At 60.0% G+C, this 22,879-nt stretch carries 23 protein-coding genes; 8 read left to right on the forward strand and 15 right to left on the reverse strand.

What is annotated here, in order from left to right; all coding sequences use genetic code 11:
• Positions 1 to 7 precede the first annotated feature (7 nt).
• Positions 8 to 487: an RNA pyrophosphohydrolase gene (locus M5G26_RS19635; protein WP_003229203.1), complete on the reverse strand. Its 480-nt coding sequence runs from the start codon at positions 485 to 487 to the stop codon at positions 8 to 10.
• 143 nt (positions 488 to 630) lie between these two features.
• Between M5G26_RS19635 and M5G26_RS19640 the strand changes: the two genes are divergently transcribed.
• Positions 631 to 1,287: an HAD family hydrolase gene (locus M5G26_RS19640; protein ID WP_122596620.1), complete on the forward strand. Its 657-nt coding sequence runs from the start codon at positions 631 to 633 to the stop codon at positions 1,285 to 1,287.
• 121 nt (positions 1,288 to 1,408) lie between these two features.
• Here M5G26_RS19640 and M5G26_RS19645 read toward each other — a convergent pair whose 3' ends face one another.
• Positions 1,409 to 1,822 (reverse strand): DUF2269 family protein, encoded by a 414-nt coding sequence (locus M5G26_RS19645; RefSeq protein WP_273916261.1) that lies wholly within the window; start codon positions 1,820 to 1,822, stop codon positions 1,409 to 1,411.
• A 40-nt stretch (positions 1,823 to 1,862) separates the two neighbouring features.
• Positions 1,863 to 3,377 (reverse strand): threonine ammonia-lyase, biosynthetic, encoded by a 1,515-nt coding sequence (gene ilvA / locus M5G26_RS19650; RefSeq protein ID WP_123593571.1) that lies wholly within the window; start codon positions 3,375 to 3,377, stop codon positions 1,863 to 1,865.
• Between the two features lie 147 nt (positions 3,378 to 3,524).
• Between ilvA and rpiA the strand changes: the two genes are divergently transcribed.
• Entirely contained in the window at positions 3,525 to 4,199 is a 675-nt protein-coding gene (gene rpiA / locus M5G26_RS19655) for a ribose-5-phosphate isomerase RpiA (RefSeq protein ID WP_007913886.1), read from the forward strand.
• Positions 4,200 to 4,345: 146 nt separating this feature from the next.
• Here the strand turns inward: rpiA and M5G26_RS19660 are convergent, their stop codons facing one another.
• From M5G26_RS19660 to M5G26_RS19680, 4 genes are all read right to left on the reverse strand, one after another.
• Entirely contained in the window at positions 4,346 to 5,263 is a 918-nt protein-coding gene (locus tag M5G26_RS19660) for an SdiA-regulated domain-containing protein (protein WP_150693707.1), read from the reverse strand.
• A gap of 228 nt (positions 5,264 to 5,491) precedes the next feature.
• The gene (locus M5G26_RS19665; RefSeq protein ID WP_273916262.1) at positions 5,492 to 6,415 is read right to left on the reverse strand and encodes an SdiA-regulated domain-containing protein; all 924 of its coding nucleotides are present in this window, start codon (positions 6,413 to 6,415) and stop codon (positions 5,492 to 5,494) included.
• 263 nt (positions 6,416 to 6,678) lie between these two features.
• Positions 6,679 to 7,344, reverse strand: a complete 666-nt coding sequence (locus M5G26_RS19675) for a fumarylacetoacetate hydrolase family protein (RefSeq protein ID WP_007913879.1) — start codon at positions 7,342 to 7,344, stop codon at positions 6,679 to 6,681.
• Between the two features lie 41 nt (positions 7,345 to 7,385).
• Positions 7,386 to 8,780, reverse strand: a complete 1,395-nt coding sequence (locus M5G26_RS19680) for an FAD-binding oxidoreductase (protein WP_273916263.1) — start codon at positions 8,778 to 8,780, stop codon at positions 7,386 to 7,388.
• Between the two features lie 204 nt (positions 8,781 to 8,984).
• Between M5G26_RS19680 and serA the strand changes: the two genes are divergently transcribed.
• A complete protein-coding gene (gene serA / locus M5G26_RS19685) occupies positions 8,985 to 10,214 on the forward strand; it encodes a phosphoglycerate dehydrogenase (protein WP_008085296.1) in 1,230 nt (409 codons plus the stop codon).
• Between the two features lie 119 nt (positions 10,215 to 10,333).
• Here serA and M5G26_RS19690 read toward each other — a convergent pair whose 3' ends face one another.
• Positions 10,334 to 10,759: a DUF4399 domain-containing protein gene (locus M5G26_RS19690; protein ID WP_102901377.1), complete on the reverse strand. Its 426-nt coding sequence runs from the start codon at positions 10,757 to 10,759 to the stop codon at positions 10,334 to 10,336.
• Positions 10,760 to 10,894: 135 nt separating this feature from the next.
• Between M5G26_RS19690 and M5G26_RS19695 the strand changes: the two genes are divergently transcribed.
• On the forward strand, positions 10,895 to 11,458 hold the full coding sequence (locus M5G26_RS19695) for a transporter substrate-binding domain-containing protein (RefSeq protein ID WP_273916264.1): 564 nt from the start codon (positions 10,895 to 10,897) through the stop codon (positions 11,456 to 11,458).
• Positions 11,459 to 11,682: 224 nt separating this feature from the next.
• Here the strand turns inward: M5G26_RS19695 and M5G26_RS19700 are convergent, their stop codons facing one another.
• Together M5G26_RS19700 and M5G26_RS19705 are read right to left on the reverse strand one after the other, a co-directional pair.
• Positions 11,683 to 12,168 carry a DUF523 domain-containing protein gene (locus M5G26_RS19700; RefSeq protein ID WP_273916265.1) on the reverse strand — a complete coding sequence of 162 codons (486 nt, stop codon included), beginning with the start codon at positions 12,166 to 12,168 and terminating at the stop codon, positions 11,683 to 11,685.
• Between the two features lies 1 nt (position 12,169).
• A complete protein-coding gene (locus M5G26_RS19705) occupies positions 12,170 to 12,802 on the reverse strand; it encodes a 2OG-Fe(II) oxygenase (protein ID WP_134176036.1) in 633 nt (210 codons plus the stop codon).
• Positions 12,803 to 12,910: 108 nt separating this feature from the next.
• Here M5G26_RS19705 and M5G26_RS19710 point away from each other — a divergent pair, with 108 nt between their 5' ends.
• Positions 12,911 to 13,642: a DUF2059 domain-containing protein gene (locus M5G26_RS19710; RefSeq protein WP_122604472.1), complete on the forward strand. Its 732-nt coding sequence runs from the start codon at positions 12,911 to 12,913 to the stop codon at positions 13,640 to 13,642.
• Positions 13,643 to 13,684: 42 nt separating this feature from the next.
• Here the strand turns inward: M5G26_RS19710 and M5G26_RS19715 are convergent, their stop codons facing one another.
• Positions 13,685 to 14,632, reverse strand: a complete 948-nt coding sequence (locus tag M5G26_RS19715; RefSeq protein ID WP_273916266.1) for an alpha/beta hydrolase — start codon at positions 14,630 to 14,632, stop codon at positions 13,685 to 13,687.
• Positions 14,633 to 14,731: 99 nt separating this feature from the next.
• Between M5G26_RS19715 and M5G26_RS19720 the strand changes: the two genes are divergently transcribed.
• Both M5G26_RS19720 and M5G26_RS19725 read left to right on the forward strand, forming a co-directional pair.
• Positions 14,732 to 15,310: a DUF6436 domain-containing protein gene (locus M5G26_RS19720; RefSeq protein ID WP_273916267.1), complete on the forward strand. Its 579-nt coding sequence runs from the start codon at positions 14,732 to 14,734 to the stop codon at positions 15,308 to 15,310.
• Between the two features lie 102 nt (positions 15,311 to 15,412).
• Positions 15,413 to 17,824 (forward strand): penicillin acylase family protein, encoded by a 2,412-nt coding sequence (locus M5G26_RS19725; protein ID WP_273916268.1) that lies wholly within the window; start codon positions 15,413 to 15,415, stop codon positions 17,822 to 17,824.
• Between the two features lie 186 nt (positions 17,825 to 18,010).
• On the opposite strand, the gene M5G26_RS19730 is transcribed toward M5G26_RS19725, so the two are convergent.
• On the reverse strand, positions 18,011 to 18,976 hold the full coding sequence (locus M5G26_RS19730; protein WP_273916269.1) for a GlxA family transcriptional regulator: 966 nt from the start codon (positions 18,974 to 18,976) through the stop codon (positions 18,011 to 18,013).
• Between the two features lie 120 nt (positions 18,977 to 19,096).
• On the opposite strand from M5G26_RS19730, the gene M5G26_RS19735 reads away from it, so the two are divergent.
• Entirely contained in the window at positions 19,097 to 19,738 is a 642-nt protein-coding gene (locus M5G26_RS19735) for an HD domain-containing protein (protein ID WP_273916270.1), read from the forward strand.
• 140 nt (positions 19,739 to 19,878) lie between these two features.
• Here M5G26_RS19735 and M5G26_RS19740 read toward each other — a convergent pair whose 3' ends face one another.
• The 3 genes from M5G26_RS19740 to M5G26_RS19750 are packed head-to-tail and all read right to left on the reverse strand — an operon-like array spanning position 19,879 to position 22,825.
• Positions 19,879 to 20,769, reverse strand: coding sequence for an ABC transporter permease subunit (locus tag M5G26_RS19740; protein ID WP_007913861.1), 891 nt, complete (start codon positions 20,767 to 20,769; stop codon positions 19,879 to 19,881).
• A complete protein-coding gene (locus tag M5G26_RS19745; RefSeq protein ID WP_191625171.1) occupies positions 20,766 to 21,647 on the reverse strand; it encodes an ABC transporter permease subunit in 882 nt (293 codons plus the stop codon). The genes M5G26_RS19740 and M5G26_RS19745 overlap by 4 nt, the downstream gene beginning before the upstream one ends.
• A gap of 35 nt (positions 21,648 to 21,682) precedes the next feature.
• A complete protein-coding gene (locus M5G26_RS19750) occupies positions 21,683 to 22,825 on the reverse strand; it encodes an ABC transporter ATP-binding protein (RefSeq protein WP_007913856.1) in 1,143 nt (380 codons plus the stop codon).
• Positions 22,826 to 22,879: the final 54 nt, after the last annotated feature.

A 22,879-nucleotide genomic window follows, 5' to 3' on the forward strand; every position in this document is an offset into this window, starting at 1 on the left:
TCCGTCGTCAGTCGCGCGCTAAAAGGCGCGGGGCAAGCTCTTTGAGGGCGCGGCGATACACCTCGCGCTTGAATGTCACCACCTGGCCCAACGGATACCAATAGCTGACCCAGCGCCAGCCATCGAACTCCGGTTTACCGGTCAAATCCATCCGCACCCGCTGCTCGTTGGAGATCAGGCGCAGGAGAAACCATTTCTGTTTCTGGCCGATGCACAGCGGTTGGCTGTGCGTACGCACCAGACGTTGCGGCAAACGATAGCGCAACCAGCCCCGAGTACAGGCCAGTATTTCAACATCTTCACGTTCCAGGCCAACTTCTTCGTTCAGCTCGCGGTACAAGGCGTCTTCCGGCGTCTCTTCAGGGTTGATTCCCCCTTGCGGAAACTGCCAGGCATCTTGATTGATACGGCGAGCCCATAGCACCTGGCCGGCGTCATTCGTCAGAATGATCCCGACATTGGGGCGGAAACCATCGGGGTCGATCACGGCAACAACCTCGCAAACGCATGTCGCCGCATTGTTCCACAAAGGTTGATAAGGCGGCAACGAAGCTTCCTACCTTATGTGCACTCTTGTGAAAAGACCGTATTCTTGTCGCCTTTTTACAGACTTATCAGCGGGTAACTGCAATGCGCCTGGCACTCTTCGATTTGGACAACACCCTTCTGGGCGGCGACAGCGATCACGCCTGGGGCGACTATCTGTGTGAACGCGGCTTCCTCGACCCGATTGCGTACAAAGCGCGCAACGACGAGTTCTATCAGGATTACCTGGCCGGCAAACTGGATAACGCCGCGTACCTGAACTTCTGCCTGGAGATCCTCGGCCGCACCGACATGGCCGTGCTCGAGCAATGGCACAGCGATTACATGCGCGACTGCATCGAGCCGATCGTGCTGCCCAAGGCGCTGGAACTGCTGAAAAAGCACCGCGACGCCGGCGACAAACTGGTGATCATCACCGCGACCAACCGCTTCGTTACCGCACCGATTGCCGTGCGTCTGGGCGTTGAAACCCTGATTGCCACTGAATGCGAAATGGTCGATGGCCGTTACAGCGGGCGCAGCACTGACATTCCGTGCTTCCGCGAAGGCAAGGTGACGCGTCTGAACCGCTGGCTGGAAGAGACCGGGTATTCGTTGGATGACAGCTATTTCTATAGCGATTCGATGAATGATTTGCCGCTGCTGGAGCAGGTGGCGAATCCCGTCGCTGTCGATCCGGACCCGAATCTGCGGGCTGAGGCCGAGAAGCGTGGCTGGCCGGTCATTACTCTGCGCGACTGATGACGCCATCGCTGGCAAGCCAGCTCCCACAGGGACTATCAGTGGACACAAATTTTGTGGACAGCTCAAAAACCTGTGGGAGCTGGCTTGCCAGCGATTTGGGTCGACTCGGTCTCAAGCCTTAAACAGGCTTGGCCCCCATCAAAGCCGCAATGGCGAGAAATCCGATGCCGCTGACAATCGCCAGCGCCAGGCTGAATTTCCAGTTGCCGACCCCGCTCGTCCACAGCCGATTCAGCCGAACCAGCAGCCAGACCGCACTCAACGTGGCCACGGCATAGATCACGCTGGAACCCAGAATCCACAACTGCCCCAATGGCCAGCCAATCAGATGCACCAACCACCAGCCGGTGAAAGGCATGCTCAGCATACCGATCAGCATCAAACACCAGATAAACAGCCAGGGACGCTGCATCGTGCTGGCCGGCCCTTCGCTGCGATTACGCCAAGTCAGAGCGGCAAGCCCCAGCCCGCTCGCGAGTATGACCACGGTCGCCGCGACGTGAAGGATTTTCAGGGTGGTCAGGGTTTCCATGTACTTCTCTTCCTTGGGCCATGCCCATCAGCGTAGCCGCTCAGCCAAGAAACAGTTGATAGGCCGGGTTCTCGCTTTCATCCCAGTACGGGTAACCGATTTCCTCAAGCGCCGCCGGCACCAGATGACGCTCGTCGTGCGGCACTTGCAGGCCCGCGACCACACGGCCATCGGCAGCGCCGTGGTTGCGGTAATGGAACATCGAAATGTTCCAGCGCCCACCGAGCTTATTAAGGAAGTTGAACAGCGCGCCCGGACGCTCCGGGAACTCGAAGCGGAACACCACTTCATCAATCACGTGCGCCGCGTGGCCGCCGACCATGTGGCGGATATGCAGTTTGGCCAATTCGTTGTCGGTCAGGTCGACGACCGGGAAACCTTGCTCGGTCAGGCTCGCCAACAGTGCGCTGCGCGGGTCGTTGTCCGGGTGCGTCTGTACGCCGACGAAAATGTGCGCTTCGCTGCCGGTGTTGTAGCGGTAGTTGAATTCAGTGATCTGGCGCTTGCCGACGGCCTCGCAGAACGCCTTGAAGCTGCCGGCCTTCTCGGGGATGGTCACGGCGATGATCGCTTCACGGCCCTCACCCAGTTCGGCGCGCTCGGCAACATGACGCAGGCGGTCGAAGTTGACGTTGGCACCGGAGTCGATGGCCACGAAAGTCTGGCCACTGACGCCGCGCAACTCGACGTATTTCTTGATCCCGGCCACGCCCAAGGCGCCGGCAGGTTCGGTGATCGAGCGGGTATCGTCGTAGATATCCTTGATAGCCGCGCAGATCTCGTCGGTGCTGACGGTGATCACTTCATCGACGTAGTCTTTGCAGATGTCGAAGGTGTGCTGGCCGATCTGCGCCACCGCCACGCCGTCAGCAAAGATGCCCACAGTCGGCAGCACCACGCGTTCACCGGCAGCCATCGCCGCTTGCAAGCAGTTGGAATCGTCCGGCTCGACGCCGATGACTTTGATGTCCGGGCGCAGGTATTTCACATATGCGGCGATACCGGCAATCAGACCGCCGCCGCCGACCGGAACAAAAATCGCGTCCAGCGGCTGCGGGTGCTGGCGCAGAATTTCCATCGCCACGGTGCCCTGCCCGGCAATGGTGTGCGGATCGTCGTAGGGGTGGATGTAGACGTAACCTTTTTCATCGACCAGTTTCAGCGAGTAGGCCAGGGCTTCCGGGAACGAATCACCGTGCAGCACCACTTTGCCGCCGCGCGAACGCACGCCTTCGACTTTGATCTCGGGGGTGGTCTTGGGCATGACGATGGTGGCTTTGACGCCCAACACTTTCGCCGCCAGGGCCAAACCCTGCGCATGGTTGCCCGCCGACGCGGTGACCACGCCACGGGCGCGCTCTTCATCGCTCAGTTGCGTCAGTTTGTTGTAGGCGCCGCGAATCTTGAACGAGAACACCGGCTGCAAGTCTTCACGCTTGAGCCAAATGTCGTTGCCCAGCCGCTCGGAGAGCTGGCGAGCGTTCTGCAGCGGGGTTTCTACGGCAACGTCATAAACGCGCGAGGTGAGGATCTTTTTGACGTACTGTTCGAGCATCGGAAAGCATCACTGAGCGGTTGAGCGGGACCGAGGAGTCTAACCCGGCTTTTGCCCGCACGACCACACGAATCCAGAGGTTTTAGCCGCGCATGCGGCTATAATGCCGGCCTTTCCGTTCTCTCCTTGCCCGCTTCCGGAGCCCGCATGACCCAGGATCAACTCAAACAGGCAGTGGCTCAGGCCGCCGTCGACTTCATCCTTCCGAAACTCGACGACAAGAGCATCGTCGGGGTCGGCACCGGCTCCACCGCCAACTGCTTCATCGACGCCCTGGCCCAGCACAAGGGCGCATTCGATGGCGCGGTTGCCAGTTCCGAAGCCACCGCCGCGCGCCTGAAGGGCCACGGGATTCCGGTGTATGAGCTGAACACCGTCAGCGACCTGGAGTTCTACGTCGACGGCGCCGACGAAAGCGACGCGCACCTGAACCTGATCAAGGGCGGCGGCGCCGCACTGACCCGCGAGAAGATCGTCGCGGCTGTGGCCAAGACCTTCATCTGCATCGCCGACGCCAGCAAACTGGTACCGGTATTGGGCGAGTTCCCGCTGCCGGTCGAAGTGATCCCGATGGCGCGCAGCCATGTCGCGCGCCAACTGGTGAAGCTGGGCGGCGACCCGGTGTACCGCGAAGGCGTTTTGACCGATAACGGCAACATCATTCTTGACGTGTTCAACCTGCAGATCACCAACCCGGTGGAGCTGGAAGCTCAGATCAATGCGATTGTTGGCGTGGTCACCAACGGCTTGTTCGCGGCGCGTCCGGCGGATCTGTTGCTGCTGGGTACCAGCGAAGGTGTGAAAACCCTCAAGGCTGAGTAAGCCAACGCTGCCCACACTTTATGGGCAGACGAATAAACCTGTGGGAGCGAGCCTGCTCGCGAAAGCGCCAGTTCAGCCAACATTTTCATTGGCTGACACGACGCCTTCGCGAGCAGGCTCGCTCCCACATGGTTTTGGGGTGTTGGTCAGGGTTGTGCAGGCTTTTTGAAGACGTAAAACAGGTTCGGCTCACTCACCAGATACAACGTCCCGTCATCATCCATCGCAATGCCTTCGGCCTGCGGCACGGTTTTCTTCAGACCCTGACGCCCGCCACTGATGGACATGGTGCTCAACGGCCGCCCGCCGACATCCAGCTCCAGAATCAGCCGCGACTCATCCGACAGTGCCAGCAAATGCCCGCTGCGCTCGTCGTATTGCAAACTCGACAGATCGCGCACAAACATCCCGGCGTCACGCTTGGGATCGTTGATCACATGCACCGCGTAGGACTTTTCCGGATTGAAATGCGGAAAACCGTGCACTTCGTAGATCAGCATCGGATTGCGCTCTTTTGCAACGAACAGGCGCTTGCCCACCGAGTCGTAAGCCAGACCTTCAAAACCCTTGTTGCCGGCCATATGCACGCCGAGGGTCATCTGCTCGGCGTCCGCCGCGTCGAGGAAAGTGGTGTCTGCCTCCAGGTGAATCTTGATCAACCGCTGCTGACGCTCATCAGTGATCACGTAGGTGTCGGCGCTGATGTACTCGACGGCTTCCGGGTCGCCAAAACCAATCAGTGCGATGCGGCGCAGGATCTTGCCTTCGAGCGACAGTTCGACCAGCTCGGAATTCTTGTTGGTCACGGTGAACAGGCTTTTGCGCACCGGATCGAAGGTCAGCGCCGAAACATCGTCATCCAGCCCATCAATGACCCGCGCCTCAATCTCGACTCGATACTGGTCCAACGCAATGGATTCACTGCTCAGCGGCTGCCATAACGTGTGCAGATTGAACCAGGCGCGCTCGAACAGGCGCATGTATTGGCCGATCGCAATCAACGCGATCAGGGCAATCACCGACAGGATGATCATCAGGTGTTTGGGACGGGCAAGTCGACGCATTCGGGTAGGCTCGGGATCAAGACAGGCGGATGAAATATCACGCTCGTCTGAACTGAAGCTTAATGGCCACTTGCCTCAAACCACAAGACAACCCGTATAGGAGCTGCCGCAGGCTGCGATCTGATCGTTCCCACGCTCTGCGTGCGAATGCAGCCGGGGACGCTCTGCGTCCCACAGTCAAGAGATCGCAGCCTTCGGCAGCTCCTACATTGGAATCGCTAAAGGCTGCTATTTCTGTTTCTCGAAGCGATAGAACAGGTTTGGCTCGCTGACCATATACAGCGTGCCCGCCTCGTCCATGGTCACGCCTTCAGCGCGGGGAATGGTGTTTTTCAGGCCATTGAAACCGCCGAGAAGGGTCATGAAGCTGACCTGCTCGCCCTTCTCGTCCAGCTCCAGCAGCAGATGTGAGTCGGCGGACAGCACCAGTGTGTGCTGGGTGCGCGGGTCAATCGCCAAGGCCGAGAGGTTGCGAATATCCAGTTCATCACTGGCGAGTTTTTGCTTGTCGCCCTTGAGGGTCTGGCTGCCATCGCTTTTCCAGGTGAACAGCGCCGGTGGCCGCTCCTCACCGAGCAGCAATTGCTGATTATGGGAATCCCAGGTAATGGCTTCGAAGGCTTTGTTCTGGTCTTTCGACGGACCGAGATCGTATTTCGGGAAATCGGCGATGTTCAATTCACGAGTATCCGCGTCGACCTTGACGATCGACAGCAGGTGCTGGCGCTCGTCGACGATGGCCATCAAGCCGTTTTCCATCATCGTCAGGCCTTCCGGATTGCTCCAGCCCACCAGCGGCATCTTGCGCAGTACATCGCCCTGTAAAGTCAGTTCAGCGAGAAACGGGTTCTTGCCCATCACCGAGAACAGCGTTTTGGTCTGCGGGTTGTACGCCAGATCCGAAGCCTCGTCCTTCTCCATCCCCTTGAGCGGCTTGGCATCGATCACCACGCGATAGTCCGGCAGCCAGATGCTTTCCTTCTGCTCGGCCTGGCTTTCGAAGCGTTCCTGCAGCCAAAGCACTCCGCGATCATCCCAATGCATGGCAAACGCCAAGGCATAAACCGCGGCAATCACCAGCAACAGCCAGACATACCAACGCAGGGCGAAACGTGAACGGCGAGTGGGTTTGAGCTGAGTTTGAGATGACATCGAGGGACGCGTTCCGAAAATTCAGGCTAAGGGTAATAGCACAAAGAGGCCGGCTCAGACGCCAGAATGAGAGGAATTATCCGTACAGGATGTGAAAAAAACGGCAAATGGCGGGATTGCCCTGCACGTTTGCAAGGTGGATCACATAACAAATGTGGGAGCGAGCCTGCTCGCGAAGACGGAGTGTCAGGCAACGATGATGTCGACTGACCTGACGCCTTCGCGAGCAGGCTCGCTCCCACAGGGGATTTGCGGCGTGGCGGTTAGCGCACGCTGCTGGTGAAGCTGCTCGCACCGACCAATTCGAGGACGATGTCGTCGCCCACGTTCAGCGGGCCAACGCCCACCGGCGTGCCGGTGAGGATCACGTCACCGGCCTGCAGCGAGAAGCAGCCGGCCATATGCTGGATCATCGGCACGATCGGATTGAGCATCGCGCTGCTGTTGCCGTCCTGACGCACTTCGCCATTGATGGTCAGGCGGATGCCGATGTCAGTCAGGTCAGCAAATGTGCTGCCGACCACGAACGGTGCAAGCACCGCCGCGCCGTCGAACGACTTGGCGATTTCCCACGGCAGGCCCTTGGCTTTCAGCTCGGCCTGCTTGTCGCGCAGGGTCAGATCGAGCGCGGGGGCGAAACCGGAAATGGCATCGAGCACTTCCTCGCGGCTTGGCTTGGTCGACAACGGCTTGCCGATCAACACGGCGATTTCCGCTTCGTAGTGCACCGAACCGCGCTCGGTCGGAATGGCGAAACCGCCTTCCAGCTCAACCACGCAGCTGCCCGGCTTGATGAACAGCAACGGCTCGGTTGGCACCGGGTTGTCCAGTTCCTTGGCGTGTTCGGCGTAATTACGGCCAATGCACACGACTTTCCCGATCGGGAAGTGGATGCGCGTGCCGTCGACGTACTGGTGCTGATAGCTCATTTACCGACTCCTGCCTTCATTGATTCATCAAAGATTGCCGATCAAACCGCGAAAATCTTGCCCGGGTTCATGATGCCGTTCGGGTCGAACACCGCTTTGACCGCTTTCATGTACTCGATCTCAACTGGCGAGCGGCTGTAGGTCAAGTAATCGCGTTTGGTCATGCCGACGCCGTGTTCGGCGGAGATCGAACCGTTGTACTTCTCGACGGTTTCGAACACCCACTTGTTGACGGTCGCACACTTGGCGAAGAACTCGTCCTTGCTCAGGTTATCCGGCTTGAGAATGTTCAAATGCAGGTTGCCGTCGCCGATGTGGCCGAACCAGACGATTTCGAAGTCTGGATAGTGTTCGCCGACGATCGCGTCAATCTCCTGTAGAAATGCCGGCACTTTCGACACGGTGACGGAGATGTCGTTCTTGTACGGCGTCCAGTGCGAGATGGTTTCGGAGATGTATTCGCGCAGTTTCCACAGGTTCTGCAACTGGGTTTCGCTCTGGCTCATCACGCCGTCCAGCACCCAGCCCTGCTCTACGCAATGCTCGAACGTTTCCAGTGCGCTGTTGGCCACTTCTTCGGTGGTCGCTTCGAATTCCAGCAACGCGTAGAACGGGCAATCGGTCTCGAACGGCGCCGGTACGTCGCCACGGCCCATGACTTTGGCCAGAGCCTTGTCGGAGAAGAATTCGAAGGCGGTCAGGTCGAGCTTGCCCTGAAAGGCATGCAGCACCGGCATGATCGAGTCGAAATCGGCAGTGCCGAGGACCATCGCGGTGAGATTCTTTGGCGCGCGATCGAGGCGCATGGTCGCTTCGACGACGAAACCGAGGGTCCCTTCAGCACCGATGAACAGCTGGCGCAGGTCATAACCGGTGGCGTTCTTGATCAGGTCTTTGTTCAGCTCCAGCACATCGCCCTTGCCGGTGACGACTTTCATGCCGGCCACCCAGTTACGGGTCATGCCGTAGCGAATCACCTTGATCCCGCCGGCATTGGTGCCGATATTGCCGCCAATCTGGCTGGAACCTGCCGAAGCGAAGTCGACCGGGTAGTACAGGCCCTTTTCTTCAGCGACGTTCTGCAAATGCTCGGTGACCACGCCCGGCTGACACACGGCGGTGCGGTCGGTGAGGTTCACGTCGAGAATCTGATTCATGTAGTCGAACGACACGACCACTTCGCCATTCGCCGCCACGGCAGCGGCGGAAAGCCCGGTGCGCCCGCCCGATGGCACCAGTGCGACCTTGTGCGAGTTGGCCCAACGGACCACCGCCTGCACCTGCTCAATAGTCTTGGGAAACACGATGGCGCTTGGCGCCGGGGCGAAGTGCTTGGTCCAATCCTTGCCGTACGCATTCAGGGAGTCGGCGTCGGTCAGCACCTTGCCAGGCTCGACCAGGGTCTTCAGTTCATCAATCAGGGCAGGATTGGTCATCGACAGAACTCTCGAACAATTCATGGTCATCCTGAGAACGCTTCACGTCGCAGGAATGAGTGTTTAGCGGGGAGGCTATGCTAGCATATCGACCCCGCAGGACAGTGCCCAAGGCCAGATCCGCGGAGACGACTTTCTTGTCGTCCGGGTCAGCGTCTGTTGACCATTTCCTGCCATTTTTCTCCGGGATACAGGTTTACGCAGATGAGCAAGACTTCTCTCGATAAGAGCAAGATCAAGTTCCTTCTTCTCGAAGGCGTCCACCAATCGGCTGTCGACGTCCTCAAGGCGGCGGGCTACACCAGCATCGAATACCTGACAGGTTCCTTGCCGGAAGCCCAGCTCAAGGAAAAGATCGCTGACGCTCACTTCATCGGCATTCGTTCGCGCACCCAACTGACCGAAGAGATCTTCGATCACGCGAAGAAGCTGGTTGCGGTCGGCTGTTTCTGCATCGGCACCAACCAGGTTGACCTGAGTGCTGCCCGTGAGCGCGGTATTGCCGTGTTCAACGCGCCGTACTCCAACACCCGCTCCGTTGCCGAGCTGGTACTGGCCGAAGCGATCCTGCTGCTGCGCGGCATCCCGGAGAAAAACGCTTCTTGCCACCGTGGCGGCTGGATCAAATCCGCAGCCAACTCCTTCGAGATCCGTGGCAAGAAACTCGGCATCGTCGGCTACGGCTCGATCGGTACGCAGCTGTCGGTTCTGGCGGAGGGCCTGGGCATGCAGGTGTACTTCTATGACACCGTGACCAAGCTGCCACTGGGCAACGCGACTCAGATCGGCAGCCTGACCGAACTGCTGGGCATGTCCGACATCGTCACCCTGCACGTTCCGGAAACCGCTGCGACCCAGTGGATGATCGGCGAGAAGGAAATCCGCGCCATCAAGAAGGGCGGCATCCTGATCAACGCTGCTCGTGGCACAGTGGTTGAACTGGACGCTCTGGCGGACGCGATCAAGGACAAGCACCTGATCGGCGCGGCCATCGACGTATTCCCGGTGGAGCCACGCTCCAACGACGAAGAGTTCGAAAGCCCGCTGCGTGGCCTCGACAACGTGATCCTGACCCCGCACATCGGTGGCTCGACCGCCGAAGCGCAAGCCAACATCGGTCTGGAAGTGGCAGAAAAACTGGTCAAGTACAGCGACAACGGTACCTCCGTTTCGTCGGTGAACTTCCCGGAAGTGGCCCTGCCGGCTCACCCTGGCAAGCACCGCCTGCTGCACATCCACGAGAACATCCCGGGTGTGATGAGCGAGATCAACAAGGTCTTCGCCGAAAACGGCATCAACATCTCCGGTCAGTTCCTGCAGACCAACGAGAAGGTTGGCTACGTGGTGATCGACGTCGACGCCGAGTACTCGGATCTGGCGCAAGAGAAGCTGCAGCACATCAACGGCACTATCCGTAGCCGGGTTCTTTTCTAAGAACAGCTAGAAGCCGCGAGCTACAAGCGGCAAGTGATGTTCGCTTGTGCTTTTGCTTGAAGCTCGTAGCTTGCAACTCGCCGCTGATAAAAAAGGGAGCCCCGAAAGGGCTCCCTTTTTTATTCCACGTTGATGGTGATTTTCTTCGAGACGATTGGCGGGTCGAATGCCATGTGACCGCTGTCGCCAAGTTCCAGCTGCAAGGTGTGTTTGCCCGGGGCGAGCTTGATGTCAGCCTGGGTCTGCGCCTTGCCGAAGTGCATATGGTTGGCATCGGTAGGGACGACCGAACCGGCAGGAACAATTTCCTTGGCGTCGATCAGCAGGTGATGGTGACCGGTGTTCTTGGTGACGTCACCGGCCGGCGCCAGTGCGACGTCCTTGGTACCGAATTTGACGGTGAAGGTCTGCGAAACCGTGGCCCCGTCTTCGGGAGAAACGATGAACACTTCGGCGCCTTTGGGGGCCGGTGTGGCGGCACTGGCCAGCACCGAAACGCCCATCAGCACACCCGCGAACGCTGCACGTGACATAAAGCTTTTCATTTTCTTCTCCAGTTTTTCCGTAAAATCCGCACGGTCATGACAACTTCATGACCATTCGTTGTCGAAGGCACTCGACAACCATAGCAAAGCGAGCCTGAATCAGAGCGTCGCGATAATGATTTCAAAGGAGTGACCATGCGCTTTCTGCCTGGCCTGATCTGCCTGCTACCCCTTTTGAGCCCTTTGGCTCACGCCGAACTGATTGATGACGTCAACGACCGTGGCGAGCTGCGCATAGCCCTTGAGGCTAATACACCGCCCTTCAATTTCAAGGAAGGCGACACACTCACGGGGTTCGAGGTCGAGCTTGGGCAACTGCTGGCCAACGAGCTGGATGTGCGCGCCGACTTCATCGTGACGGATGAGGCCGACCTGCTCCAGGGCGTTGAAAGCGGCAAGTACGACGTTGCGCTCAACCACATAGCACTGACACCTGAACTCAAGGATCGTTTCGACTTCAGCGAGCCTTACGGCAAGGTCGATGGGCAGTTGCTGGCAAAGAAGGATGAGCAGCCACGGCCGATGGTGCTGGTGCAGGCATTGACTGAAGAGAAGCCGAAAGCGGCGCCGCCGGTGGATCTGGCGATTCCGTTTCAGAAGGGTAATCCGGCGTTTCAGGCAAGCCTTGCGAGCGCGATGCAGCGGATCAAGGCGGATGGACGTTTGGCAGCGCTGACCGAGAAGTGGTTGAAGCCTTAAAAGCCCCTCACCCTAACCCTCTCCCGGAGGGAGAGGGGACTGATTTGGGGTTGCTTTAGAGATACGCCGACCTGGGATGGCTATACCGAATCCGAAATCGATTGGTCATGACTGTGTTGAATCCATAGTCAACAAGGTGTTTCAGGTCGATGAATAGCGCCAGACACCACGGTCGGCCCCCTCTACCTCCGGGAGAGGGCTGGGGTGAGGGTAACGATTCAGGATCAGTCCAAAGCAGCCAGTGCCAGCGCGGCCTGCGGCAATTCCAGTTCACTGAAAACCTGCACACCATGGCGCTTGAGCAACGCGGCCGTCACCCCTTCGCCATTGACTTTGACGCCACTGAACGTCCCGTCATACGTCAACAGATTCCCGCAAGAAGGACTGTTGGCCTTAAGCACCGCCACGCGAATCCCGTGCTTCTGCACCAGCTCCAGCGCCTGCCGCGCACCATCGAGAAACTGCGCACTGACATCCTCACCCTCAGTGGTGATCACCGCCGCGACACCATCGAGCACTTCACCACCCTGCCCGCCCGGAATCTCCGCCGCTGCCCGCGGCGTCGGCAAACCACCCGCAACCTCCGGACACAACGGCACCACCCGCCCTTCGGCAATCCACTGTTCAAGCAAATCAAACGGCCCGCTCGCACCACCGTCATAACGTACGCGATGCCCCAGCAGGCAGCGACTGACCAGAATCCTGTCCATCTCAGAACGGCTCGTTGCCACGGCGACGAAACCAGCCAGTCAGCGACAGGCGCTCGCGGTTCGCCGGCAGCACTTCATGAGGCACCTCACCAGAGAGAAACACCACCAGACACCCGCCAGTAGGCTGCACGTCATGCACGCGCTCATCATTCAGGTACATGCGCAACTGACCGCCATCCTCTGGCAGCCACGCGTCATTGAGGTAGACCACCACCGAGACCATGCGCTTGTCATCGTCGCGGAAACGGTCGACGTGCTTGCGATAAAAAGCACCCGGCGGATACAGCGCGAAATGGCATTCAAAGTCCTCAAGACCAAGAAACAGGCCACGGTTGAGCGCCTCGCGCAGGCTCTCCATCAGGTTCAGATAGCGGTCGCTGGCCTCGGCCTGACCGGGATCGATCCACTGAATGTGGTCGCCACGAATACCCTCGCGAATCTCTGAAAACGGCCCACGGCCAACCGCCGCCGGCGCCAGTTCACCTTCGGCCTCACGTTTACGGCACTCGGCCGCCAGCTCGCGGGTCAAACCGGCGGGCAGGAAAATGTTCTGCTGCGACCAGCCGTGGTCGGCCAGGTCATCGACAATGCGTAACAGCAGTGGGTGTTCAGAGGATATTTGCATGGCGCGCATAGTATGTCGGCGGCAAGAAATCCGACAGAGCCACGCGGCGGCTTGCTACGAATTCTCGACAAGTACCGGCACCGCACGGAGAATAGTCCGCTGCTGACAGGAGTCCCTATGCGCCGTTTGCTTTTTTCACTGTTGATGTTCTGCGTTTTGCCCGCCTGGGCGGACGGCCACGATCAGTTGTACAAGGTCGCCGGCTGGCCAGATCAACGTGCGCATTTCAACGATGCCCTGACGGCCGCACAGCAGCGCTATCAGAACAGCCTGCCACCGGCGGTGTTTCAAGCATTGGTGAATAACAGCAATCAGCGCTTTGCCCCGCAGGCTGTCGATCAACGCGCCGAAGCGCAACTGCGGCAGAAGCTTGCCGACCCGAAACCGGCGCTGACCTTCTTTCAATCGCCGCTGGGCAAGAAAATCGTCGCCGCCGAATTGCTCGCGACCCGCCGCGATCAATTGGCGAAAAATGCCAAGGGTCTGCCGAAGATGCAGGCCAGCGACAGCCGTCTGCTGATCATCGGTCACCTCGCTCAGGCGCTGCCAGCGCGTGAAGCTGGCGCCGAAGTGAGTCTGGCGATTGCCGGCGTGGCGGCGGACAGTTTGAGTTCGATGATCCCGGGGCTGCTCGGTGGTGGTCAGGCGCAAGGCATGCTCAATGGTCAGCGCCAGCGCTTGATGGATCAGATCGGCGCGGACATGAACAACACGTTGCTTTACGTCTATCGCGATCTGTCGGATGAAGAGCTGGAAGAGTTTGCGACGTTTGCCGAGTCGGCTGAAGGCAAGGCGTATTACCAGGCGGCGCTGGCAGCGATTCGGGCGGGGTTGGCGGTCGGGCAATGAGCTTCAGCGCCTGACTTGCCAGCGATGGGGCCTTCAGCTTCACTAGAGATTCCGGCCTCTGATCCGCTTGCTCAGAAACTCGAAATACTCCTCGCGCATCTCCGCCGTCTCATTCGCCAGATGATGCCGCGCCTCGGCCAGCAGCAGAATCTGCGGCCGATCGAACTTCCACTTCAACACCTGCAAATTGTGCTGCCAGTCCACCGTCATGTCCGCCTGCCCCTGAATGATCAGTGGCCGTCGCGGACTTTTTTTCGCGTGTTCGACGCGAATGATCCAACGCGACAACGCCCCCACCCATTTCGTCGGCAAGCGTCGCGGCTGCAACGGGTCAGCCTGCAGAAACGGCAGGAAATCCGGATCGTTGGAGTTCTCGCTGAAGCGTCGCGCAACACCCCGGACAAAAGGTCTGAGCAGGTAATAACTGAACTGCGACCAGCCCCACGCACGCGGCCGAACCAGCGGCGCCATCAGAATCACCTGGCCCTGCGCCGGGCTGTTTTCGCCATGGTTGAGCAGGTGATCGACCACAATCGCCCCGCCGGTGCTCTGCCCGCACAGATGCCATGGCTGCGGCAGGGAAATCGACTGCGCCTCGGCAAACAAGGCCTGCAGGACATCCTGATATTCAGAGAAATCGCGGATGCTCGCGCGCGGCCCGCTCGACAGGCCATGGCCCGGCAAATCGCAGGCGATCACGGCAAAATCCTGATCCAGCGCCCACTCGATGACATGCCGGTAGAGCCCGACGTGATCGTAGTAGCCGTGCAGCAGAAACAGCGTCGCCTTGACCTTCTCCGGCCACCAGCAATGGCTCACCACTTCATAGCCATCGACTTCGAAACGGCCCATGCCACGCCAGACATCGCGATGGGGAAAGTCGGTCTGGTAGAAGCGCTGATAAGCCTTGGCCTCGTCCGACAACGGCTGCCACTCGGCCAGAGGCTTGAGGCTGGCGCGGATTTGATCGGGATCGAAAGTGGCAGGCATGCGGGAATTCCAAAGCGGTAAACAGACTTTATCGGCCTGCGATATTCATCTGTAGTGACAGACATGGCAAGCTAGCCGACCTTCCGAGGATCGAAAACCATGCGTTCGCCCTACCGCACCGCACTGTTTGCCAGCCTGCTCGCGCTGATTTGCGCCGGGGTGCTGTGGGCGGCGTATGACTGGTTCCAGGGGCGCTATCTGCGTGCGTTCAGCGAACACACGGCGGTATTTTCCGGTGATCCGCTGCGCCTGCCGGACAACCTCGCCGGCCCTGGCAAGATTCGCCTGGTGCACTTCTGGGACCCGGCCTGTCCGTGCAACGTCGGCAATCAACAACACCTGACCGAGATGGTCGAGCAGTTCAGCGCCAGGGGCGTGGAGTTCTTCGCCGTGCAAAAAACCGGCAGCCACGGCCAGTTGCCCGCGACCCTCAGCAGCCTGAAAACCATCACGATATTGCCCGGCTCCGAACAAGTCCCCGCCAGCCCGGCCGTGGCAATCTGGGATCGCAGCGGCAAACTGGCGTACTTCGGCCCGTACAGCGAAGGCCTGACCTGCAACTCCAGCAACAGCTTTATCGAACCGATTTTGAATGCCCTGACGGAAGATCGCCCGGTCAATGCCACACACACGCTGGCGGTCGGTTGCTACTGCCCGTGGCCAGTGGAGAAGCAGTAAGGCATTCCGGACTTTTCAAGGACAGCGCTGCACGGCACAGAAGGTCTGTGCTAATTGTTTGCAGCCCGACGGGCGGCAATCCCGCCTGCACAAGGAGTCACCATGAAGCGCGTGTTCACCGTACTGGCCTTGCTCATCGTTGTTCTGCTTGCCGGCGCAGGCTGGTACGTCTACAGCAAACAGCCAACGCGACAAGGTCAGGTCGAGCTGCGCAACCTGCAGGGTTCAGTGACCGTGCGCTACGACGAGCGCGGTGTGCCGCACATCCGCGCCGAGAACGAAACCGACCTCTACCGCGCCCTCGGCTATGTGCATGCCCAGGATCGCCTGTTCCAGATGGAAGCCATGCGTCGCCTCGCCCGAGGTGAGCTGGCCGAAGTGCTCGGGCCGAAGCTGCTCGACACCGACAAACTGTTCCGCAGCCTGCGCATCCGTGAGCGCGCGGCCAGTTACGTCGCCAGTCTCGATAAACAGTCTCCGGCGTGGAAGGGCCTGCAAGCCTATCTGGATGGCATCAACCAATATCAGGACAGCCACGCTGCACCGATCGAGTTTGACGTGCTGGGCATCCCCAAACGACCTTTCACGGCAGAAGACAGCATCAGCGTCGCCGGCTACATGGCCTACAGCTTTGCTGCCGCATTTCGCACCGAGCCGCTGCTGACCTACGTGCGCGATCAGCTCGGCGCCGATTACCTCAAGGTCTTCGACCTCGACTGGCAGCCCAAAGGCGTGCTGGTCAACGGTCACGCCAAGCCAGCGCCAGCCCTCGCTGCCGACGACTGGAAAGACCTCAACGCTCTCGCCCGCCTCAGCGAACAGGCGCTGATCGACAACGGCCTGCCACAGTTCGAAGGCAGCAATGCCTGGGTCATCGCGGGCAGCCGCAGCCAGAGCGGCAAACCGCTGCTGGCCGGCGACCCGCACATTCGCTTCTCGGTGCCGTCGGTGTGGTACGAAGCGCAATTGTCGGCGCCGGGCTTCGAGCTGTACGGCCATCATCAGGCGCTGGTGCCGTTCGCCTTCCTCGGCCACAACCTCGATTTCGGCTGGAGCCTGACCATGTTCCAGAACGACGATCTGGACCTGATCGCCGAGAAGGTCAACCCGGATAATCCGAATCAGGTCTGGTATCGCGGCCAGTGGACCGACATGGTCGTCACACAGCAGCAGATCAACGTGAAGGGGCAGTCGCCGGTGACCCTGACCCTGCGCCAATCGCCCCACGGCCCGATCGTCAACGATGCCCTCGGCACCGCTGCCGGCAAGACGCCGATTGCGATGTGGTGGGCCTTTCTCGAAACACCGAACCCGATCCTCGAAGGCTTCTACCAGCTCAATCGCGCCGACACCTTGGCCAAGGCCCGCGCCGCTGCCGCAAAAGTCCAGGCGCCGGGGCTGAACCTGGTTTACGCCAACGCCAAGGGCGATATCGCCTGGTGGGCCTCGGCATTGCTGCCCAAGCGCCCGGCCGGGGTGCGGCCGGAGTTCATCCTCGACGGCAGCAGCAATCAGGCCGACAAGGACGGTTTCTACCCGTTCAGCGCCAACCCGCAGGAAGAAAACCCGGCGCGCGGCTACATTGTCTCGGCCAACTTCCAGCCGCTGTCGCCGACCGGCATGGAGATTCCCGGTTACTACAACCTCGCCGATCGCGGCCAGCAACTGAATCGTCAGCTCAGCGACAAGAGCGTGAAGTGGACCAACGAAGCCAACCAGAAACTGCAACTGGGCACCGCCACCGGCTACGGCCCGCGCTTGCTGGCGCCATTGCTGCCGGTGCTGCGCGAGGTGGTCAGCGATCCGGCGCAACTGAAACTGGTCGAGCAACTGGCGCAGTGGCCAGGCGACTATCCGCTGGATTCGGTCAGTGCGACGGTGTTCAACCAGTTCCTCTACGACCTCGCCGATGCGGCAATGCGGGATGAGTTGGGCAATGACTTCTTCGAGACATTGCTGTCGACGCGGGTGATCGATGCGGCGCTGCCGAAACTGGCGGCGAATGCCGATTCACCGTGGTGGGACAACCGCAGCACGCCGGCCAAAGAAACCCGTGCCGATGTCGTGCGCGCGGCGTGGCAGGCGAGCATGCAGCACTTGAAGCTGACCCTGGGCGATAACTCTGCCGAGTGGAAATGGGGCGCTGCGCACACGCTGACTCACGGCCATCCGTTGGGACAGCAGAAGCCGCTGGATCGGATTTTCAATGTCGGGCCGTTTGCCGCGCCGGGCAGTCATGAGGTGCCGAACAATCTGTCGGCGAAGATCGGCCCGGCGCCATGGCCGGTGACTTACGGGCCGTCGACGCGTCGGTTGGTGGATTTTGCTGATCCGGCGCATGGGTTGACGATCAACCCGGTTGGGCAGAGTGGTGTGCCGTTCGACAGTCACTATGACGATCAGGCTGAGGCGTATGTCGACGGGATTTATGTGCAGGCGCATTTCAATGCCGAAGAAGTGACGGCGAATACGCGCAGTACGTTGAAGCTTTTGCCGGCGCGGGCAGCACCTTAAGAGCCCCTCACCCTAGCCCTCTCCCCGAGGGAGAGGGGACTGACCGAGGTGTCTTTCGCTATGCACCGACCTGAGAGATCGAGTCGATTATGGATTCGGAACAGCAACATCACGTCGGCGTATCTCCTCAATATCCCCCAATCGGCCCCCTCTCCCTCTGGGAGAGGGCTGGGGTGAGGGTGAGGGTCACAGCTTCAACGCAAAATTCAGCCGAAACTGCTGCGGCGTCACCCCCAGCCGCCGGTTAAACACCCCACGCATATGCTGCGCATCGCGAAACCCGCACTGATACGCCACAGTCTTCAACGGCGCCGCCGTGCTCTCCAGCATCACCCGCGCCGCATCCACCCGCGCCCGCTCGACAAACTCCGCCGGCGTAACTTTCGCCTCCCGAGCAAACACCCGCGAGAAATTACGCGCACTCATGTTCGCCGCATTGGCCAGATCGGCAATCGTCAGATCACCCGTGAGATTGGCCAGCACATACAACTGCACCATCGCCACCGCCGACGTCGGCTCCGCGTGCGGCGTGAGGAACGGGCTGAACTGCGACTGGCCACCAGAGCGCTGGGTGAACACCACCAGCCGTTTAGCCACGCTCAGCGCCACTTCAGCGCCGTGATCACGCGCCAGCAAATACAACGACAGATCGATCCCCGCCGTGACCCCCGCCGAGGTGTAGAGCGTGCCGTCCTCGACATACAAGCGATCCGCTTCGACCTGCGTTGTCGGGCACAACTGCGCCAACGCCTCGGCGTCGTTCCAGTGCGTGGTGACGGTGCGCCCCTCCAGCAAACCGGCGCGCGCGAGCATGAACGCGCCATTGCAGATTGAACCGAAGCGCTGCGCCCGTGAACACGCCCCGCGCAGCCAATCATCAAACGTCGCGCCAAAATTCATGAATGGCAGTTGCGGGCCGCCAGCGACCAGCAACAGGTCGTAGGCCTCAAGGGCTTCGCTGAAATGCCAATGGGCATTCAGGTTCAAACCGTTGGAGCAGGCCATCGGGCCGTGTTCGACACCGATCACTTCGAGCCGATAGTGATCCTCGGGCGCCAGGAAGCGATTGGCCTCGGCGAACACATCCATAGGGCCGCTGACGTCCAGCGACTGCACGCCTGCGAACACCACAATGGCGACGGCTTTATTCATGGCTACGGATTGCAGGTGGATTGGCAAGGATCGCAGCCATGCATCGATTGTTCGCTTTCAGCGCCGGGAACAGACTTTCCCCAGCAGCGCCACAACGGCGTTTCAGTGAGGAAACCTGCCATGAGCACAACCATCGCCGGCATCAAAATCCCCGACAGCGCCCTCGCCCGGGCCACCACCGAGTACATCCGCGACATCGAGTCCGACCTGCTCTACCACCACTCGCGCCGGGTATTTCTGTTCGGTGCACTGAGCGGCGAGCGCCAGCAACTGACCTACGATCCGGAGTTGCTCTACGTCGGCGCAATGTTCCACGACCTCGGTTTGGTCGAAGGCCACCGCAGTGATGACGAGCGTTTTGAAGTGGACGGCGCCAACGCGGCGGCGGCTTTTCTCAAACCGTACGGGTTGAGCGATGACGACATCGAGCAGGTCTGGCTGTCGATTGCCCTGCACACCACGCCGGGCGTGCCCAAGCATCTGCGCCCGACCGTTGCGCTGGTGACGGCTGGTGTGGAGATGGATGTGCTGGGGATGGATTACGCCGCGTTCAGCACCGTGCAGCGTGAGGCGGTGGTGCATGCGCACCCGCGTGGGGAAGGTTTCAAGGAGTGCATTATCTGCGCGTTTGCCGATGGCTTGCGCCATCGTCCGCAGACCACGTTTGGCAATGTGAAGACCGATGTGCTGAGGGATCAGGAGCCGGGGTTCAAGCCGATGAACTTTGTCGAGGTCATCCGCCACTCACCCTGGACTGCCTGAAACCCATGTAGGAGTGAGCCTGCTCGCGATGGCGTCCTGTCAGTTGGAAATTTCCTGACTGACACTCCGCTATCGCGAGCAGGCTCACTCCTACAGTTTGAATTGGGTTGGCCTCGAGAATGAGGCCAACCCATTAGTGCTTACGCCGCTTCCGGGCTTGGTGCGCGACGCACGTCCGGCTGCTTCCACGAATCGGCTGCACTTTCTTCGATGGCTTGCTGGATGGCTTTCTTGCGCGCTTCTTCGGCACGGCGGCTGAAGAACCAGACCATGAAGGTCACGATCGACACGGCCAGCAGAATCAGACTGGCCACGGCGTTGATCTCAGGCTTCACGCCCAGACGCACCGCCGAGAACACTTCCATCGGCAGGGTCGTCGAACCCGGACCGGAGACGAAGCTCGCCAACACCAGGTCATCCAGCGACAGCGCGAACGACATCATGCCGCCCGCCGCCAGCGATGGCGCGATCATCGGGATGGTGATCAGGAAGAACACCTTCCACGGCCGAGCACCGAGGTCCATCGCCGCTTCTTCGATCGACAGGTCCAGCTCACGCAGGCGCGCCGACACTACCACCGCCACATACGCCGCACAGAACGTGGTGTGAGCGATCCAGATGGTGACGATGCCACGTTCCTGCGGCCAGCCGATCATCTGCGCCATGGCCACGAACAACAGCAGCAGCGACAGACCGGTGATCACTTCCGGCATCACCAACGGTGCCGTCACCAGGCCGCCAAACAACGTGCGGCCCTTGAAACGGGTGATGCGCGTCAGCACGAACGCCGCCAGCGTGCCCAGCGCCACCGCAGCAACCGCGGTGTAGCAGGCAATTTCCAGCGAGCGCAGCACCGAGCCCATCAGTTGGGTGTTGTCGAGCAGGCCGACGTACCACTTGATCGACCAGCCGCCCCACACCGTCACCAGTTTCGAGGCGTTGAACGAGTAGATCACCAGGATCAGCATCGGCAGGTAGATGAACAACAGACCGATGACCAGCATCAGGCTGGAGAAACGGATGCGCTTCATTCTTTGCCCTCCATTTCTTTGGCCTGACTGCGGTTGAACAGAATGATCGGCACAATCAGGATCGCCAGCATCACCACTGCCAGCGCGGATGCCACCGGCCAGTCACGGTTGTTGAAGAACTCTTGCCAGAGCACTTTACCGATCATCAGGGTTTCCGGACCGCCGAGCAGTTCCGGGATCACGAACTCACCCACCACCGGGATAAACACCAGCATGCAGCCGGCAATAATGCCGTTCTTGGACAGCGGAATAGTGATTTTCCAGAAGCTGTTGAAGGTGCTCGAACCCAGGTCCGATGCTGCTTCCAGCAGACTGTGATCGTGCTTCACCAGGTTGGCGTACAACGGCAGGATCATGAACGGCAGATACGAGTAAACGACGCCGATGTACACCGCCAGGTTGGTGTTGAGAATCTGCAGCGGCTCGTCGATGAAGCCCATGCTCATCAGGAAACCGTTGAGCAAACCGTTGTTGCTGAGGATGCCCATCCACGCGTAAACGCGGATCAGGATCGCCGTCCAGGTCGGCATCATGATCAGCAGCACCAGCACCGTTTGCAGCTCTTTACGGGCGGTGGCAATGGCGTAGGCCATCGGGTAACCGATCAGCAGGCACAACAGCGTGCTGATAAATGCCATTTTCAGCGAGCCGAGATAAGCGGCGATGTACAACTCGTCGCCCGCCAGCATCGCGTAGTTGCCCAGGTTCAGCAGCAGTTGCAGCTTCTGCTCGGCGTAGGTGTAAATCTCGGTGTACGGCGGGATCGCCACGTCGGCTTCGGCGAAGCTGATCTTCAGAACGATGAAGAACGGCAACATGAAGAACAGGAACAGCCAGATGAACGGGACCCCGATGACCAGTTGGCGGCCATTGGGGATTATTCGGTTGATGCGGCGTTTGAATTTGCGCATGTTCATGAGCGAAGTACCACGCCGCTGTCGTCTTCCCACCACACGTAAACCTGATCGCCCCAGGTCGGACGCGCGCCACGGCGCTCGGCATTGGCGACGAACGACTGCACCAGTTTGCCGCTCGGCAATTCAACGTAGAACACCGAGTGCCCGCCGAGGTAGGCGATGTCGTGCACCTTGCCGCTCGACCAGTTGTATTCGCAGGTCGGTTGATCGGCGGTGACCAGCAGCTTCTCCGGACGGATCGCGTAAGTCACGGACTTGTCCTGCACCGAGGTGCTGATGCCGTGGCCGACATAGATCTGCCGATCGAGGTCTTTGCAGGTGATGGTTGCGTGGCCCTCAGCGTCGTCGATCACTTCGCCTTCGAAGATGTTGACGTTGCCGATGAATTCGCAGACCAGACGGCTGGTCGGGGTTTCGTAGATATCGATCGGGCTGCCGATCTGGGCGATCCAGCCCAGGTGCATGATCGCGATGCGCTCGGCCATGGTCATGGCCTCTTCCTGGTCGTGGGTCACCATCACGCAGGTCACGCCGACGCGCTCGATGATTTCCACCAGTTCCAGCTGCATCTGCGAGCGCAGTTTCTTGTCCAGTGCGCCCATCGGCTCATCGAGCAACAGCAGCTTCGGTCGCTTGGCCAGCGACCGTGCCAGCGCCACGCGCTGACGCTGACCGCCAGACAGTTGATGCGGCTTGCGCTTGGCGTACTGGCTCATCTGCACCAGCTTGAGCATCTCGGCCACCCGAGCATCGACTTCAGCCGCCGGGATCTTGTCCTGCTTGAGGCCGAAGGCGATGTTCTGCGCCACGGTCATGTGCGGGAACAAGGCGTACGACTGGAACATCATGTTGATCGGACGTTCGTACGGCGGCATGTCGGTGATGTCGACGCCGTCGAGGAAAATGCGCCCCTCCGTGGGCCGTTCGAACCCTGCCAGCATCCGCAGCAGAGTGGATTTGCCCGATCCCGAACCGCCGAGCAGGGCGAAGATCTCGCCCTTTTTGATTTCCAGGGACACATCGTCCACGGCAATCGTCTCGTCGAATTTCTTCGTGACCCGGTCGATTTTGACCAACACCTGTTTCGGTGTCTGGTCGCCCTCGAGGGCTTTCTTATAGGCGCCGGAGGCAACTGCCATTTACGAAACTCCCAGAAAAAAACAGTGCAGTTCGCCCCGCAAGGCGAACCCAGG

Origin of the sequence: Pseudomonas sp. TNT2022 ID642 (assembly GCF_028656995.1) — a bacterium.
Classification (GTDB): Bacteria; Pseudomonadota; Gammaproteobacteria; order Pseudomonadales; family Pseudomonadaceae; genus Aquipseudomonas.